The organism is Micromonospora sp. WMMD980, from assembly GCF_029626035.1.
In the GTDB taxonomy this organism is placed as follows: Bacteria; Actinomycetota; Actinomycetes; order Mycobacteriales; family Micromonosporaceae; genus Micromonospora.
On sequence record NZ_JARUBE010000003.1, the window covers coordinates 3,655,906 to 3,671,510 of the forward strand.

Annotated in this window: 13 protein-coding genes, 2 pseudogenes and 1 riboswitch; of the genes and pseudogenes, 4 read left to right on the forward strand and 11 right to left on the reverse strand. The window is 74.6% G+C overall.

Annotated elements, in window-relative coordinates; translation table 11 throughout:
* Positions 1–85: 85 nt before the first annotated feature.
* The 7 genes from O7618_RS17060 to O7618_RS17090 form a co-directional block, all read right to left on the reverse strand.
* Positions 86–847 carry a hypothetical protein gene (locus tag O7618_RS17060; RefSeq protein WP_278107087.1) on the reverse strand — a complete coding sequence of 254 codons (762 nt, stop codon included), beginning with the start codon at positions 845–847 and terminating at the stop codon, positions 86–88.
* Positions 848–863: 16 nt separating this feature from the next.
* Positions 864–1,718, reverse strand: coding sequence for a PspA/IM30 family protein (locus tag O7618_RS17065; RefSeq protein ID WP_278107088.1), 855 nt, complete (start codon positions 1,716–1,718; stop codon positions 864–866).
* Between the two features lie 132 nt (positions 1,719–1,850).
* Positions 1,851–2,300, reverse strand: coding sequence for a helix-turn-helix transcriptional regulator (locus O7618_RS17070; RefSeq protein WP_278107089.1), 450 nt, complete (start codon positions 2,298–2,300; stop codon positions 1,851–1,853).
* Positions 2,301–2,511: 211 nt separating this feature from the next.
* Positions 2,512–3,060, reverse strand: coding sequence for a CinA family protein (locus O7618_RS17075; RefSeq protein ID WP_278107090.1), 549 nt, complete (start codon positions 3,058–3,060; stop codon positions 2,512–2,514).
* Between the two features lie 50 nt (positions 3,061–3,110).
* On the reverse strand, positions 3,111–3,692 hold the full coding sequence (gene pgsA, locus O7618_RS17080) for a CDP-diacylglycerol--glycerol-3-phosphate 3-phosphatidyltransferase (protein ID WP_175441531.1): 582 nt from the start codon (positions 3,690–3,692) through the stop codon (positions 3,111–3,113).
* Between the two features lie 47 nt (positions 3,693–3,739).
* Positions 3,740–5,242 (reverse strand): 30S ribosomal protein S12 methylthiotransferase RimO, encoded by a 1,503-nt coding sequence (rimO, locus tag O7618_RS17085; protein WP_278107091.1) that lies wholly within the window; start codon positions 5,240–5,242, stop codon positions 3,740–3,742.
* Positions 5,243–5,305: 63 nt separating this feature from the next.
* The gene (locus O7618_RS17090; protein ID WP_278107092.1) at positions 5,306–6,229 is read right to left on the reverse strand and encodes an ornithine cyclodeaminase family protein; all 924 of its coding nucleotides are present in this window, start codon (positions 6,227–6,229) and stop codon (positions 5,306–5,308) included.
* Positions 6,230–6,324: 95 nt separating this feature from the next.
* Positions 6,325–6,389, forward strand: a riboswitch (guanidine-III (ykkC-III) riboswitch).
* A gap of 56 nt (positions 6,390–6,445) precedes the next feature.
* Here O7618_RS17090 and O7618_RS17095 point away from each other — a divergent pair.
* Positions 6,446–6,759, forward strand: a pseudogene (locus O7618_RS17095) (SMR family transporter).
* Positions 6,760–6,845: 86 nt separating this feature from the next.
* A complete protein-coding gene (locus tag O7618_RS17100) occupies positions 6,846–7,091 on the forward strand; it encodes a hypothetical protein (RefSeq protein ID WP_278107093.1) in 246 nt (81 codons plus the stop codon).
* A 57-nt stretch (positions 7,092–7,148) separates the two neighbouring features.
* Here the strand turns inward: O7618_RS17100 and O7618_RS17105 are convergent, their stop codons facing one another.
* A complete protein-coding gene (locus O7618_RS17105) occupies positions 7,149–9,605 on the reverse strand; it encodes a DNA translocase FtsK (protein ID WP_278107094.1) in 2,457 nt (818 codons plus the stop codon).
* 113 nt (positions 9,606–9,718) lie between these two features.
* Between O7618_RS17105 and O7618_RS17110 the strand changes: the two genes are divergently transcribed.
* The gene (locus tag O7618_RS17110) at positions 9,719–10,198 is read left to right on the forward strand and encodes a YbjN domain-containing protein (protein ID WP_278107095.1); all 480 of its coding nucleotides are present in this window, start codon (positions 9,719–9,721) and stop codon (positions 10,196–10,198) included.
* Positions 10,195–11,769 carry a YbjN domain-containing protein gene (locus tag O7618_RS17115; protein WP_278107096.1) on the forward strand — a complete coding sequence of 525 codons (1,575 nt, stop codon included), beginning with the start codon at positions 10,195–10,197 and terminating at the stop codon, positions 11,767–11,769. The genes O7618_RS17110 and O7618_RS17115 overlap by 4 nt, the downstream gene beginning before the upstream one ends.
* Before the next feature lie 188 nt (positions 11,770–11,957).
* On the opposite strand, the pseudogene O7618_RS17120 reads toward O7618_RS17115, so the two are convergent.
* The 3 genes and pseudogenes from O7618_RS17120 to dapA all read right to left on the reverse strand — a co-directional run.
* Positions 11,958–12,533: pseudogene (locus tag O7618_RS17120) on the reverse strand (trypsin-like serine protease); the annotation flags it as partial.
* A gap of 405 nt (positions 12,534–12,938) precedes the next feature.
* Positions 12,939–14,627, reverse strand: a complete 1,689-nt coding sequence (locus O7618_RS17125; protein ID WP_278107097.1) for a ribonuclease J — start codon at positions 14,625–14,627, stop codon at positions 12,939–12,941.
* Positions 14,628–14,678: 51 nt separating this feature from the next.
* Entirely contained in the window at positions 14,679–15,605 is a 927-nt protein-coding gene (gene dapA / locus O7618_RS17130; RefSeq protein WP_278107098.1) for a 4-hydroxy-tetrahydrodipicolinate synthase, read from the reverse strand.

A 15,605-nucleotide genomic window follows, 5' to 3' on the forward strand; every position in this document is an offset into this window, starting at 1 on the left:
GCCAGGACGAGACCACCGCGCCGCCAGCCAGGAGTCAGGACGGGCCAGGCAGAACGGGATTCGGGCCAGGACGGGACGCGGGCGGTCAGGGGGCGCGGAGCGGGGTACGGAGCTCGGCCAAGGCGGCGGCGACGCCGTGCAGCAGATCGGTGGCCTCGGTGAGGCGGGCGGCGGCCGGGTGCGCGGTGTTCGGGCGGGCGTCCTCGGCCACGTAGCCGGCGGCGGCGACCACCAGCCGCTCGTAGGCGGCCACGCCGTCCTCCAACTGGGCGACGAGCGTCGCGTGCACCTCGGCGAGCGGCCCCTGCGGCGCCAACTTCACCGCGCCCTCCACGCCGGCCACCCGGGTGGCCAGCTCGCGCAGGGAACGGTCCGCCTCGGCCGCCTCCCGGACCGCCGGCTCGGCCAGCCCGGTCAGCCGCCCGGCCAGCCCGCCCAGGGTGAGCGCGGCCCGGTCGAGGCGGGCCCACGGCTCGGCCGCGGCGGTGCCGCGCAGCGCGAGGCGGGACCGGACCCGGCGGACCTCGGCGAGGACGCCGGGGCCGACCGGCAACCGCTCGACGGCGGCGACCAGCCGGGCGCGGGAACGGGCGGCGGCCACCGCCGGGTCGAGCGCCGGCGGGGCCGGCACGGCGGCGAGGGCACGGTGGTCGGCCCAACGCCAGACGGCCACCGCGATCGCGCTGCCCGCGGCGCCGGCCCAGGCCGCGTCCGGCAGACCCAGCCCGGCGTACGGAGTGAGCACCGCGGCGGCACCGCCGAGCCCACCGGCCAGGACGCTCCACCGCCGCGCCGAGCGCCGCAGCTTGCCGAGCCGCCGGAAGTGCCGCGCCCGCTCGTCCACCATGGGTCTCCCCCGTCCGTCAGCCGGTGGTGCTCTCCCCGGTGCCATGCTCGCGGCTCATGCTGGCCCGGATCTCGTCCAGCCGGGCCGAGGCCGCCGGGTCGGACGCCTGCTGCCCCACCGCCGGGCGCTCCTGCCGGCCGCCGAGCTGATCGCCGGCCATGCTCGACCGGATCTGATCAAGTCGGGCCGATCCGGCCGAGTCGAGCGACGCCTTCTGGATCTCCAGCATCCGGCCCTCGACCGAGTTGCCGGCCAGCTCGGCACGACCCATCGCGGTGGCGTAGCGGCTCTCGATCCGGTCGCGCACCTCGTTCAGCGACGGGGTGCTGGCCGGCGCGGTGAGCGACGACATCGACTCCAGCGAGCGGGCCACGCTCTCCTGCATCTTGGCCTGCTCCAGCTGGCTGAGCAGCTTGGTGCGCTCGGCGAGCTTCTGTTGCAGGATCATCGAGTTGTTCTCGACCGCCTTGCGGGCCTGGGCGGCCGCGTTGAGCGCCTGGTCGTGCAGCGTCTTCAGGTCCTCCAGCGCCTGCTCACCGGAGACCAGCTGGGTGGCGAGCATCTGCGCGGACTGCTCGTAGCGCCCCGCCTCGGTCTCGTCGCCCTTCGCCCGGGCCTGGTCGGCCAGCGTGAGCGCCTGCCGCGCGTTGCCCTGGAGCTGTTCCACCTCGGTGATCTGCCGGGACAGCTTCATCTCCAGCTGGCGCTGGTTGCCGATCACCGCAGCCGCCTGCTGGACCAGGGCCTGGTGCTGCCGCTGCGCCTCCTCGACCGCCTGCTGGATCTGCACCTTCGGATCGGCGTGTTCGTCGATCTTTGCGCCGAAGGCCGCCATCAGGTATTTCCAACCCTTGACGAACGGGTTAGCCATCTCCGCCTCGCCTCGTCCCCTCAGTAGCGTCGCGCCTACATCGTCCCAGTCGGACGCCGTTCCGGCACCCGTACGACCCTGATCAACATTACGATGCGAGCGCCAGTGGCGACCATGCGCGATCCGGCGAGGTCAGGCGGCGCAGACCACGTCGCGCTCCGCGGGGCGCACCCGGGCGCTGCGCAGCGTCGCCTTGAGCGGCGAGTCCTGCCGGACCTGGACGGCCACCGCGCCGTCGGAGGTGACCTGACGGACCTCCCGGTTGGTCGCCTTGCGCACGGCGGCCGGCGCCACCGGGGTCGACTCGACCGGCTCGTCGACCACCGGGACCAGCACGCCCGGCATCTGCTCGGCCAGGGCGACCGTGTCGCTCACCTCGCGCAGCAGCTCGGACAGGCGCGCGCCGAGCGCGTCGCAGATGGCGGCCAGCAGCTCGCTGGAGGGCTCCTTCTGACCGCGTTCGATCTCGGAGAGATAACCGAGGCTGACGTTGGCGGCGGACGAGACCTCGCGGAGGGTGCGGTGCTGCCCCTGCCGGCGCGCCCGCAGTGCGTCACCGATCACCCGGCGTAGCAGGACCATCGCACCTCCCCCTGAGACGGGTCACCATGCCCGTGCCGACACCCGCCGCGCCGGGCGCGGCGGGCCGCCCTGGCGCCGGCGTCACCCGCCGGAGCCTTCCCGCAACCGTACCCGTTGACCGCCACGACGACATCCCACCCCGCCCGTCCAATCCGGGCCGGCCGGCCGGGGCCGCGGGCCCGCGGTCGGGCGTGTCGGCACCGGGGCGGGCTCATCGCCGGCCGGCGCCCGCCGGGTCGGCGGCCTCGGCGGCATGGGCCAGCGGGATCCGCTCGGCGAACATCCGCAGCGCCTCGACCACCGCGGCGGTGCGGATGTGGTCGCGCCCGCCGTCGAGGTCGAGCCGGCGCACCTCGGCGCCGGCCGGCCCGGCCACCGCCACGTAGACCAGGCCCACCGGCTTGCCGTCCTGCGGTTCCGGGCCGGCCACCCCGGTGGTGGCCAGTCCCCAGTCCGCGCCGCAGCGCCGCCGCCCGCCCTCGGCGAGCGCGACGGCCACGTCCGGGTCCACCGGCCCACGTGCCGCCAGCAGGTCCTCCGGCACGCCGGCCAGCGTCGCCTTCAACTCCGTGGCGTAGACCACCAGCCCGCCCCGATAGATCGAACTGACCCCGGGGATCTCCACGATCGCGGCGGCGAGCAGCCCACCGGTGAGCGACTCGACAGTGGCCAGCGTCTCGCCGCGGTCGCGCAGGCGGTGCACCACGGAGGCCGCCGGGCTGCCGGCGGGCCGCTGGTGTCGCGCGTCGGTGTCGTCCATGACCGCCCCTTCTTCCCGAGTCGCGCCGGCTTACTCGCCGGCTGCCCGGATCAACGCGCGGGACGGCGCAGCCGCAGCGCCTGGGCCACGTAGTCGAAGCCGGTGGCCACGGTGACCAGCACGGCCGCGCCCATGATCCAGGGGCCGACCGGGGCCAGCGCGGCCGGCATCGGCCAGAGGTACCAGGTGATCGCCAGGATCTGGAGCGCCGTCTTGATCTTGCCGCCGCGGCTGGCCGCGATCACCCCGTGCCGGATCACCCAGAAACGCATCGCGGTGATGCCCAGCTCGCGGACCAGGATCACCACGGTCACCCACCAGGGCAGCCGGTCGTACCAGGAGAGCAGCACCAGCGCGGCGCCGGTCAGCGCCTTGTCGGCGATCGGGTCGGCGACCTTGCCCAGCGAGGTGACCAGCGCGAACCGGCGGGCGATCCAGCCGTCGACCAGGTCCGTCGCGGAGGCCACCACGAAGATCAGGCAGGCCGCCATCCGCCAGCCGGCGTGGCTCATCCCCGACGCCACCACGGTCACCGCGAACACCGGCACCAACACCAGCCGCGCCGCGGTCAGCAGGTTCGCGGCGTTGAGCAGCGGCACGGGGGCGGCCACCGTCGACTCCGCCCCGGTCATGTCCGGCATCGCCCCACGTGGCTTCCCCGCTCCGTCCGGGCCCGCCGTCACCGTGCCGCGCCGGGCGCCGCCGAGATCATCTCATCCGGCACGGCCACCAGGTCGACACCCTCGGTCGCGGTGACCCGAGCCCGAACCAGGTCACCCGGGCGCAGCGCGGTCAGGTCGACCCCGCCGCCGTCCGGCGCCACGAGCGTGGTCGACCCGTCGACCTCGGGCGCCTGGTGGGCGGCCCGGCCCTCGACGACCCCGTCGGCGACGGTGTCCACCAGCACCTCCACGGTCGCGCCGAGCCGCTCCTCGGCCCGCTGCGAGCACAGCTCGTCGGCGAGCGCGCTGAGCCGGTCGTAGCGCCGCTTGACCGTCCCGGCGGAAACCTTGCCGGGCAGGCCGGCGGCCTCGGTGCCGTCCTCGTCGCTGTAGTCGAACATGCCGATCGCGTCGAGCCGCGCCTCGGTCAGGAACCGGACCAGCTCGGCCACGTCCTGCTTCGTCTCGCCCGGGAAGCCGACGATGAAGTTGCTGCGGGCGCCCGCCTCCGGCGCCAGCGCGCGGGCCGAGGCCAGCAGCTCCAGGAACCGGTCGGTGGAGCCGAACCGGCGCATCCGGCGCAGCACCGGCTCGCTGGAGTGCTGGAACGACAGGTCGAAGTAGGCGGCCACGCCGGGCGTGGTGGCGATCACCTCGACCAGGCCGGGCCGGGTCTCGGCGGGCTGGAGATAGCTGGCCCGCACCCGGACGATCCCGTCGATCGAGGCGAGCTGCGGCAGCAGCTTCTCCAGCGCGCGCGGGTCGCCCAGGTCCTTGCCGTAGGAGGTGGAGTTCTCGCTGACCAGCACCAGCTCGCGGACGCCGGTCTTGGCCAGCCACTCGGCCTCGGCGAGCAGCTCGTCCGGGGTACGCGAGACGAACGCGCCGCGGAACGCCGGGATGGCGCAGAACGCACACCGCCGGTCGCAGCCGCTGGCCAGCTTCAGCGACGCCACCGGGCCGGTGTCGAGCCGGTGCCGCAGCACCTGCCGCAGGTGCGCGGGGGTGTGCTCGTCGGTCTGCGGCGCGACCCGGGTCGGGGTGCCGTGGCCGGGCAGCGACACCGCCGCCCCACGTCGCTGCACCGGGGTCAGCGGGAGCAGCTCGCGCCGGTCGCGCGGGGTGTGCGCGTCGATCGCCTCGCCGGCCACCACCGCGTCCAGCCGGGCCGCGATGTCCGGGTAGTCGTCGAAGCTCAGCACCGCCTGCGCCTCGGGGAGGCTGTCGGCCAGCTCACGCCCGTACCGCTCGGCCATGCACCCGGCGGCGACCACCTTGGCGCCGGTGTCGGCGGCGGCCAGCAGCGTCTGGATCGAGTCCTGCTTGGCCTTCTCCACGAAGCCGCAGGTGTTCACCACCACCACGTCGGCGCCCTCGCCGTCGGTGGTCACCTGCCAGCCGTCGGCGTGCAGCCGGGCGGCCAACTCCTCCGAGTCGACCTCGTTGCGGGCGCAGCCCAGGGTCAGCAGGGCGACCCGGCGCCCGTCGGATGCGGAGGAGGAGGAGGTATCAGACACCATCCGAGGGTACAGGTGCAAGGAAGGGCCCCCTGTTAACGCCTGCGGTAGAGAAGGGTTCCCCTCTCACCGTGCGGCGGTGAGGGCCCGGGCGAGGCGGTCGAGGAGGAAGACCTCGGTGCCGGCCAGGCCGGTCGAGCAGAAGACCGAGATCTCGTCCGCGGCGGTCCGGCCGGGGACCGCGCCGGCCAGTACCGCGCCCAGGTCGCGCAGCCGCCCCGCGTACGGCTCGACGGCGGCGAGCATCGGCGGCGCGTAGGCGGCGGCCTGCCTGGGCGAGTCGGTGACCAGCAGGTCGGCGACGTCCAGCAGGTCGGTGCCGAACTCGTGCCGGTCGACCTGCTTGAAGCCGACGGTGTTGACGTGCGTGCCCGGGGCCAGGTCGGCGGCGGCCAGCACCGGCGTGGTGCTGGTGGTGGCGATCACCACGAGATCGCGGTCACGCACCGCAGCGGCGGCCGAGCCGACGGCCCGGGCCGGCACGCCCAGCTCGGCGCGGACCCGGGCGGCGAACGCCTCGCGTCGGGCGGCGGACCGGCTGTGCACCGTCACCTCGCGCAACGGCCGGACCGCGGCGGCGGCCCAGACCTGGGTCCACGCCTGCCGGCCGGAGCCCACCACGCCGAGCGTGGCGGCGTCCGGGCGGGCCAACGCGTCCACCGCCACGCCGCCCAGCCCTCCGGTGCGCCGCGAGCCCAGCTCCTCGCCGATGGCGATGGCGCGCACCGCGCCCGTGGTCGCGTCGTGCAGCACGACGAGTTGCCCGCTCTCCGGGTGCCCGAACGTGTCGTAGGAGCGGAAGCCGTACCACTCGCCGGTGAGGTGGCCGGCGGTGAGCACCATCCGGCCGGCGCCGAGCGGCGCGGACGCCCGGGGCGGGGCGATCAGCCGCCCCTCGTGCGCGGCGAGCAGCGCGTCCCGCATGGCGGCGACGGTGAGCGGGGCGTCCACGGCCGCCGCGACGTCCTCGTCGGAGAAGAGCACGGTCATGCCCCCATCGTGCAACCTGAAGTCCGTGTCAACTCCAGCGATGGTGGGCTTTCTCACCCCGCCCCCGGTTCCGCCCGGCCGGTGCTAGCGTCGGCCACGACGGCCCTCGGGCCGTCCCGGACGAGTGGTGGGCGTACCCGGTCAGGCACGACGCCCCGCGGAACACGACCACCGCCCGGTGCGACAGGCCGGGCCCGCCCGTCAGAGGTGACACTCATGGCCTGGATCGTGCTGGTGCTCTCCGGACTGCTGAGGACCGCGTGGGCGATCGCCCTGGACCGCAGTTCCGGCTTCACCCGCCCCTCCCCTCCGCCGTCTTCGCGGTCACCCTGATCGGCAGCATGGCCGGCCTGGCGTACGCGCTGCGCGACATCCCGGTCGGCACCGGCTACGCGGTCTGGGTGGGGATCGGCGCGGCGGGCACCGCACTGGTCGGCATGTTCGCGCTCGGCGAGCCGGCGAACCTGCCCCGGATCGCCAGTCTGCTGCTGGTGGTCGCCGGCGTGGTCGGCCTGAAACTCTTCCACTGATCGATGCGCGATCCGGTTTGGACGGCCGCACGGTCGGGGTAGGTGATCCGCAGCTCACCGAGAGAGATCACCCCACGGAGGAACCCATGGCCGATGTCCACGCCACCGCCCGTCCGCGCAGCGGCGCCGCGCGGATCTGCACCATCATCGCGTTCGTCTTCGCGGCCATCGCGATCTTCATCCTGCCGCCGCTGTTCGGCCTGGTCGGCCTCGTGCTGGGCATCGTCGGCGCGGTGCTGGGCGACAAGCCGCTCGGCTGGTACGCCGCCGCCGCCAGCGTGGCCGGCGCGGTGCTCGGCATGATCATCAGCTACGCCGTCCTCGCCAACTGAGGCCGCCACGTCACGCGGGCCCGCCGGTGTTCCGGCGGGCCCGCGTCGTGTCCGACGTCAGTCGCCGCCGCGCAGGCCGGCCAGGACCTCTTCCAACTCGTCCGGCTTGACCAGCACGTCACGCGCCTTGGAACCCTCGGACGGGCCGACCACGCCCCGCGTCTCCATCAGGTCCATCAGCCGGCCCGCCTTGGCGAAGCCGACCCGCAGCTTGCGCTGCAGCATCGAGGTCGAGCCGAACTGCGAGGTGACCACCAGCTCGACCGCCTGCACCAGCAGGTCGAGATCGTCGCCGATGTCCTCGTCGATCTTCTTCTTGCTGTCCTGTACCGGGGCGAGCACGTCCGGGCGGAACTCCGGCTCGCGCTGGTCCTTGCAGAACTTGACCACGTCGGTGATCTCGCGCTCGGTCACCCACGCGCCCTGGATCCGCACCGGTTTCGACGCGCCCATCGGCAGGAACAGGCCGTCACCGCGGCCGAGCAGCTTCTCCGCGCCGGGCTGGTCGAGGATGACCCGGGAGTCGGCCAGCGACGAGGTGGCGAACGCCAGCCGGGACGGCACGTTCGCCTTGATCAGGCCGGTGACCACGTCCACCGAGGGACGCTGGGTGGCCAGCACCAGGTGGATACCGGCGGCACGGGCCAACTGGGTGATCCGGACGACCGAGTCCTCCACGTCGCGCGGCGCGACCATCATCAGGTCGGCCAACTCGTCCACGATCACCAGCAGGTAGGGGTAGGGCCGCATCTCCCGCTCACTGCCCGGCGGGGCCTTGATCTCGCCGTTGCGCACCTTGCGGTTGAAGTCGTCGATGTGGCGGACCCCGTTGGCGGCGAGGTCGTCGTAGCGCATGTCCATCTCGCGCACGACCCACTCCAGCGAGTCGGCCGCCTTCTTCGGGTTGGTCACGATCGGTGTGACCAGGTGCGGGATGCCCTCGTAGCCGGTCATCTCGACCCGCTTCGGGTCGATCAGCAGCAGCCGCACCTCGTCCGGCGTGGCCCGGGTCAGGATGGAAACCAGCAGCGAGTTCAGGCAGGACGACTTGCCGGCGCCGGTGGCGCCGGCGATGAGGATGTGCGGCATCTTCGCGAGGTTGGCCACCACGTAGCCGCCCTCGATGTCCTTGCCGAGCGCCACCACCATCGGGTGGTGGTCGCTGGTGGCGGCGCGCGAGCGCAGCACGTCGCCGAGCGACACGTTCTCCGGGTCGGTGTTCGGGATCTCCACGCCGACCGCGCTCTTGCCCGGGATCGGGCTGAGGATCCGCACGTCCGGGGACTTCACCGCGTACGCGATGTTGCGGGAGAGCTGGGTGATCCGCTCGACCTTGACACCCGGCCCCAGCTCGACCTCGTAGCGGGTGACGGTCGGGCCCCGGGTGAAGCCGGTGACCGCGGCGTCCACGTCGAACTGCTCGAAGACGCCGGTCAGCGCCGCGATCACCTCGTCGTTGGCCTTGCTGCGGGTCTTCGGCGCGGCCCCGGCGCCGAGCAGGTTGGCCGGCGGCAGCGTGTAGTCGCCGGCCAGCCCGGTGAGCGCGAGCTGCTCGGCGCGGGTGGGCAGCGGCGAGTGCTCCGGCGGCTCGGCCGGCTTGCGGTTCGCCGGCACCTTGGGCATCTTGCGCGGCAGCACGATGGTGTCCTGGAGGTCGACGCCGGCCAGCTCGTCGTCCGGGTCCAGCTCCGCCGGGTCGAGCGGCGGCGGGAGCCGCTTCGCCGGCCGCCTGCGCGCCGGCTTCGGCGGCGCCTCGACCTCGTCGGACTCGTCGACGGCCTCCGGGGCGCCCGGGTCGGCGCGCAGGCCGAGCCGCTCGGGGATCCGGTTGATCGGGGTCGCGGTGACCACCAGCAGGCCGAACACCAGCAGCAGGATCAGCAGCGGCATCGCCACCCAGGCGGTCACCGCGGACTTCAGCAGCTCGCCCACCCCGGCGCCGACCAGGCCGCCGGCGTAGTCGCGCTGGACCTCGTCGACCGGGTTCTGCCCGATGTGCAGCATCGCGGCGGTGGCCAACAGCATCGAACCCCAACCGACCAGGCCGCGCCCGCGGTGCTCCGGGTCGACCGGGGTACGCATCAGTCGCCACGCGCCGACCATCAACAGCACCGGCAGCACGATGGAGATCGCCCCGACGAAGAGGCGCACGGTGTCGGCCAGGTGCCGGCCCACCGGGCCGGCGCCACCGCCCCAGATGCCGACCGCGGCGAGGATGGCCAGCCCGAACAGCAACAGACCGGCGCCGTCGCGGCGGTGCTCCGGGTCGAGGTCCCGGGTGGACGCGGCCTGCCGGCCGGCGGCCCGGAACGCCCACCCGACCGAGTGCGCCAGCCCCATCCACAGGGCGTTGACCGCGCCGCCGACGAACGCCGCCGGGCTCGGCCCGCGGGCCGGTCGCCGCCGGGCGGGCTTGCGCGCCGCCTTCTTCGCCGGTTGCCGGGCACGGTTGTTCGTGGAGCCACGTGGCGACGCGCCGCGCCGCCGGCTCGCCTGAGAGGTACGGCCCGCCATAGAGTCACGGTAACGGCGGCACCCGGCGGAACGCCGCTTTTCCGGGTCGTGTCCGCGTGTCACAGCACGGATCGGACCGTCGTTTGTGTTATTCGCCTCAGAAGGGATGCCCGATGGCGTCGCCGGAGATCGAGGACGGTCCGGACGGCCCGCTGGCCGGGCCTCCGCAGGCGCTGCGTCCGCTGACCGGTGAGCTGATCGCCGCCGTGCTCACCCACCGGGGGTACGCGGTGGTCGAGGAGCCCGACGGCGCCCTGGTCGGCCGCTGGGAGCGGAGCCTCGTCTGGTTCCACCGTCGCGGCGCGGCCGGCGAACAGTTCCAGGTACGCACCGTCACCGCACCCCGGTTCGGCATCGAACGCGTGCCCGAGCTGCACGCGTTCTGCAACACCTGGAACCACGACCGGCTCTGGCCCAAGGCGTACGTGCACGTCGCCGACGACGGGACGGCCCAGGTCTGCGGCGAGGTCACCACCGACCTGGAGCGCGGGGTGACTCCGCACCAGCTCGACCGGCTGGTCGACTGCGGCGTCACCACCGGCTGCCAGCTCGCCGACGCCGTCGCCGAGCTGACCGGCGGGCCGGCCCGGTGACCACCGCCCGCGACCGGGGGCTGACCGCCGCGCTCGCCGACGCCCGGGACCGGCCCGACGGTGCCGAACGCTGCGCCGAGCTGGCGCGCATCGCCGCCCGCGCCGACGCCACCGGCGACCCGCGCACCGCCGCCGCGGCGCGCTTCGCGCTGGTCGAGGCGTACCTGCACCTGGGTGAGCGGTGGCGGACCGTGGAGCCGGTCGGCCACCTGCGGGCCACGCTGGCCCGGCACCCCGGGCTGCTCGACGCCGACGACCTGACCCGGCTGCGTCGACACCAGCGGCAGGCGGTCGAGGCGCTCTTCGGCACCCCCCGGGTGGGGCTGGACCAGGCCCGGTCCCTGCTGGACACGCTCACCGACGACCTCGGCCCGGACGCCACGCCGGTCGGCGAGCTGCGCTGCCGCCTCGCCGACCACCTCGGCGACGAGCCGGCGGCCCGACACGCGTACGCGCACTGGAGCGCGGGCGACACGGCGGACCCGGTGGGCGGCTGCCCGGGCTGCGCGCCGGCGCGGCGGGCCGACCTGCTGGCCGGCTGGGGCGAGCCGGCGGCGGCCCTGGCGACGCTCGCCTCGGCCGACCCGGGGGGCTGCACCGACCAGCCGGAACGGTCCCTCGCCGCGGGGCTGCTTCCGTGGCTGCGCACCGGCGCGGTGGTGGAGGCGGCGCGGGCGCACGTGCGCGCCTACCGCCGGCACCGCCGGGAACGCACCGCCTTCCCGCTGCTCGCCACGCACCTGCGGTTCTGCGCGCTGGGCGGCTACCCGCACCGAGGTCTGGAGCTGCTGACCGAGCAGTTGCCCCGGCTGGACCACCCGGCCGACGACCTGTCCGCGATGGAGTTCGCCGCGGCGGGCGCGCTGCTCTGCGGGCTGGCCACCGAGGCCGGTCTCGGCGGGCGGCGGATCCACCGCCCCGGGCATGGTTCCCGGCCGGCCGCCGAGGTGGACGTGGCCACGCTCGGCGCGCAGTTGCAGGCCCTGGCCACCGCACTGGCGGGCAGCTTCGACGCCCGCAACGGCACCGGTCACCAGTCCGGGCGGATCGCCTCCTGGCTGGCCGAACGCCCGCTCGCCGGGCCGGTGTCGCTGGCCGCCGAGAGCGAGTTCGACGACGAACCGGCGGTCGAGGAGGCCGGACCCGACCCGGCCCACCCGGACGAGCCGGCCCCGCTCGACCTGGCGGCGCTCGCCGCCGTGCTCGACGGTCGCGGCGAGGCGTACACCGTGGAGCCCGACGGCACGCTGGCCGGGCGGTGGGGCGAGGCGACGATCCAGTTCCGCCGGCTCGGCCGGCACGGCGACGTGCTGCACTCCCGGGTGGTGGCGGCCCGCCGGCTGCCGGCCGCCCGCCGCGCCGAGGCGTACGCGTTCTGCAACGTCTGGAACCACGACCGGCTGCTGCCCGCCGCCTACGTGCACCAGCCCGACGACGAGACGCTGGTGCTGGCCGCCGGCATCACCACCGACCTGTCCTGCGGCGTCGCGCCGGTCCAGCTCGCCGTGCTGGTGGCCGCCGCGATCCGCACCGGCACGGCCTACGCCGACGCGGTCGCCGCGCTGCCCTGACCGCACGCGGCGCGGCCCCCGACCACCGGGCGGTGGGGGTGCCGGAGGATCTGCGCCGCCGACGCGGCGCGGCCCCCGACCACCGGGCGGTGGGGGTGCCGGAGGATCTGCGCCGCCGACGCGGCGCGGCCCCCGACCACCGGGCGGTGGGGGTCGGGGGCCGCGGTCTCGGTACCGCCGGGCGGCGGTCAGCGGGCGGAGAACGCCAGCGTGTACTCGCCCGAGCCGGCCAGTCCGACGACCCGGTAGCGGTAGGCGCCGGCCGGGGTGTCGGCGGTCAACTTCGCCATGCCGTCGGCGTTGTCGGCGCGGGCCACCGTGCGGAACGTGCCGCCGGTGAAGCGTTGCAGCTCCAACACCACCCGGGCGCCGTCCGGTGCGGTGAGGCAGGCGTCCTGCGCGCCGCCGGCCACCCGGAAGAAGCGGCCGTCCGGCTGCACCTGGGCCCGCCCGGCGACGATCCGGCCGCTCCGGCTGACCTGGCCGGAGCACCCGGTGTCGGCGGCCGGCGGGGCGGGCGGCACGCTGGCCGGCGGGGCGGTTTCGCCACCACCGGCCGGCGGCTCCGCGGGCGCCTGCTGGCCGCCGGCGGTGACCAGCGTCAGGTTGTTGCGCTGGAGGATCTCGTTGACCGGCTGGAAGAACGTGACGCCGCCCCGGGTGCAGTCGCCGGAGCCGCCGGAGGTGACGCCCTGCGCCTGGTCGCCGGAGAGCCACGCGCCACCCGAGTCGCCCGGCTCGGCGCAGACCTCGGTGCGGGTCAGCCTGGGGACCGTGCCGGCCGCCCAGCGTTCGGTCTTCAGCCGGCGTACCGCCTGGTCGCGGGTGAGCGACAGGTCGCGACCGAGCGCGTCCAGGACCTCCGGGGCGACGCCGTCGGCCGTCGGCGCGGCCCGCCGGGGTTCCTCACCGGCGAACGACGGCAGCGTCACCGCCGCCGTCAACCCGGCCGCCGCCACCACGACACCGATGGCTGTCATCCGTCTGCGGTCCATCCGCCACGCTCCTCCCGACCGGCGCGGGGGCACGCCGGTCGGCAGGGAGTACGGAGACGTACGCCGATCGGTTGAACGACGGCACGGGGTTTCGACGCGGCGTGTCGGGGCGTACCCGGAACGCGACGGCGCCGGCCCACCGGGGACGGTGGACCGGCGCGCGGAGCTGTCGGGTCAGACCTCGACGACGGTCGGGACGATCATCGGGCGACGGCGGTACGCGTCGTTGACCCAGCGACCGACCGTCCGGCGGACGATCTGCTGGAGCTGGTGCGGGTCGGTGATGCCGTCCGCGGCGGCCCGGTTGAGCGCGTCGGTGACCAGCGGCACCACGGGGTTGAACGCGTCCGGGTCCTCGGAGAAGCCCTTCGCCGAGACGGTCGGGCCGGCGACCACCTTGCCGGTGACCGAGTCGACCACCACGGTGGCGGCGATGAACCCGCCGTCGCCGAGGATCCGCCGTTCGGTGAGCAGCGACTCGCTGACGTCGCCGACGGCGAGGCCGTCGACGTAGACGTAGCGGCTCCGCACGTGCCCCACCAGGCTCGCCCGGCCCTCCACCAGGTCGACCACGTCGCCGTCCTCGCACAGCACCACCCGGTCCGCCGCGACGCCGGACTCGATGCCGAGCCGGGCGTGCGCGCGCAGGTGCCGCCACTCGCCGTGCACCGGCATCAGGTTGCTCGGTCGCACCACGTTGAGCAGGTAGAGCAGCTCGCCGGCCGGGGCGTGCCCGGAGACGTGCACCTTGGCGACGTCCTTGTGCACCACCACGGCGCCGGCCCGGGCCAGCCGGTTGATCACCCGGTAGACCGAGGTTTCGTTGCCGGGCACCAGCGACGAGGCCAGCACCACGGTGTCACCCGGCGCGATGGTGATGTGCCGGTGGTCGCCGCTGGCCATCCGGCCGAGCGCGCTCATCGGCTCGCCCTGCGAACCGGTGGACATCAGCACGATCTGCTCGGGCGGCAGGTTGGTGGCCTCCTCGATGTTGACCACCAGGCCGGCCGGGATGTTGAGCAGGCCGAGGTCGCGGGCGATGCCCATGTTGCGGACCATGGACCGGCCGATCAACGCCACCTTGCGGCCGTGCTCGATCGCCGAGTCGAAGACCTGCTGCACCCGGTGCACGTGCGAGGCGAACGAGGCGACGATGATCCGCCCCTTGGCCTTCGCGAAGATCGAGTCGAGCACCGGGCCGATCTCCCGCTCCGGCGTGACGAAGCCGGGGATCTCCGCGTTGGTGGAGTCGGACAGCAGCAGGTCGACGCCCTCGGCGCCGAGCCGGGCGAAGCCGGCCAGATCGGTGATCCGGCCGTCCAGCGGGAGCTGGTCCATCTTGAAGTCGCCGGTGTGCAGCACCAGGCCGGCCGGGGTGCGGATGGCCACCGCGAGCGCGTCCGGGATCGAGTGGTTCACCGCGAAGAACTCGCACTCGAACGGGCCGAGCCGCTCCCGGCCGCCCTCCCGCACGGTCAGCGTGTAGGGCTGGATCCGCCGTTCGGCCAGCTTCGCCTCGACCAGCGCGAGGGTGAACTGGGACCCGACGAGCGGGATGTCCGGCTTGTGGGCGAGCAGGTACGGCACCGCGCCGATGTGGTCCTCGTGGCCGTGGGTGAGCACGATCGCCTGCACGTCGGCCAGCCGGTCCAGGATCGGGCCGAAGTCGGGCAGGATCAGATCCACACCCGGCTGCTCGACGTCGGGGAAGAGCACCCCGCAGTCGACGACGAGCAGCTTGCCGTCGTACTCGAAGACGGTCATGTTCCGGCCGATGGCGCCGAGTCCGCCGAGCGGCATGATCCGCAGGCCGCCCTCCGGCAGCGGCGGGGGCAGCTCACCCTCGATGTGCGCCTCGGTCACGCGTCACCTCATTCTGCGACGCCGCCGCGCGGCGTCCGTCGTGTCGTCGGGTCATTCGGGCAGGGGCAGGCCCGCCGCGGCGCAGTCCGCGCGCAGCTGGGCCAGTTCGTCGCCGGTGGCGTCCACCAGCGGCGGTCGCACCGGGCCGGCCGGCAGGCCCTGGGCGGCGAGCCCGGCCTTGACCAGGATCGTGCCCTGGGTGCGGAAGATTCCGGTGTAGAGCGGCAGCAGGCGACGGTGCAGCGCGAGCGCGCCGGCGGTGTCGCCCGCCTCGAACGCCTCGATCATCTGCTTGGTCTGCCCGCCGGTGAAGTGCGTGGACGTGCCGACCACGCCGACCGCGCCGATCGACAGGAACGGCAGGGTCAGCGCGTCCTCGCCGCTGTAGAACGCCAGGTCGCTGCGGGCCAGCACCTCGGAGGTGGCGATCAGGTCGCCCTTGGCGTCCTTCACCGCCACGATCCGCCCGTGCTCGGCGAGCTTCACCAGCGTCTCGGTGGCGATCGCCACACCGGAGCGGTGCGGGATGTCGTAGAGCATGACCGGCAGCCCGGTGGCGTCCGCGACGGTGGTGAAGTGGCGCAGCAGCCCGGCCTGCGGCGGCTTGTTGTAGTAGGGCGTGACCACCAGCAGGCCGTGCGCGCCGGCCTTCTCGGCCTGCGCGGCCAGCTCGACGGTGTGCCGGGTGTCGTTCGTGCCCACCCCGGCCACGATCCGGGCCCGGTCACCGACCGCCTCGACCACGGCGCGGATCAGCGTCTCCTTCTCCGCGTCGGTGGTGGTGGGCGACTCGCCGGTGGTGCCGTTGAGCACCAGCGCGTCGTTGCCCTGCTCGTCGACGAGGTGGCGGGCCAGCCGGGCCGCGCCGTCGGGATCGAGCGCGCCGTCGGGGGTGAACGGCGTCACCATGGCCGTGATCACCCGCCCGAACGGGCGCGACGGGCCACGGCCCGAGGTGGCGGAGTGGTCGTGCGTCAT

What these genes read in the sequence shown, in the direction of transcription:
- rimO (WP_278107091.1), bottom strand. Translation starts at nt 5,242, where the DNA reads ATGGTGTCTGATACCTCCTCCTCCTCCGCATCCGACGGGCGCCGGGTC.
- pgsA (WP_175441531.1), bottom strand. Translation starts at nt 3,692, where the DNA reads ATGACCGGGGCGGAGTCGACGGTGGCCGCCCCCGTGCCGCTGCTCAAC.
- O7618_RS17060 (WP_278107087.1), bottom strand. Translation starts at nt 847, where the DNA reads ATGGTGGACGAGCGGGCGCGGCACTTCCGGCGGCTCGGCAAGCTGCGG.
- O7618_RS17090 (WP_278107092.1), bottom strand. Translation starts at nt 6,229, where the DNA reads ATGACCGTGCTCTTCTCCGACGAGGACGTCGCGGCGGCCGTGGACGCC.
- O7618_RS17070 (WP_278107089.1), bottom strand. Translation starts at nt 2,300, where the DNA reads ATGGTCCTGCTACGCCGGGTGATCGGTGACGCACTGCGGGCGCGCCGG.
- O7618_RS17065 (WP_278107088.1), bottom strand. Translation starts at nt 1,718, where the DNA reads ATGGCTAACCCGTTCGTCAAGGGTTGGAAATACCTGATGGCGGCCTTC.
- O7618_RS17075 (WP_278107090.1), bottom strand. Translation starts at nt 3,060, where the DNA reads ATGGACGACACCGACGCGCGACACCAGCGGCCCGCCGGCAGCCCGGCG.
- O7618_RS17105 (WP_278107094.1), bottom strand. Translation starts at nt 9,605, where the DNA reads ATGGCGGGCCGTACCTCTCAGGCGAGCCGGCGGCGCGGCGCGTCGCCA.
- dapA (WP_278107098.1), bottom strand. Translation starts at nt 15,605, where the DNA reads ATGACGCACGACCACTCCGCCACCTCGGGCCGTGGCCCGTCGCGCCCG.
- O7618_RS17100 (WP_278107093.1), top strand. Translation starts at nt 6,846, where the DNA reads ATGGCCGATGTCCACGCCACCGCCCGTCCGCGCAGCGGCGCCGCGCGG.
- O7618_RS17110 (WP_278107095.1), top strand. Translation starts at nt 9,719, where the DNA reads ATGGCGTCGCCGGAGATCGAGGACGGTCCGGACGGCCCGCTGGCCGGG.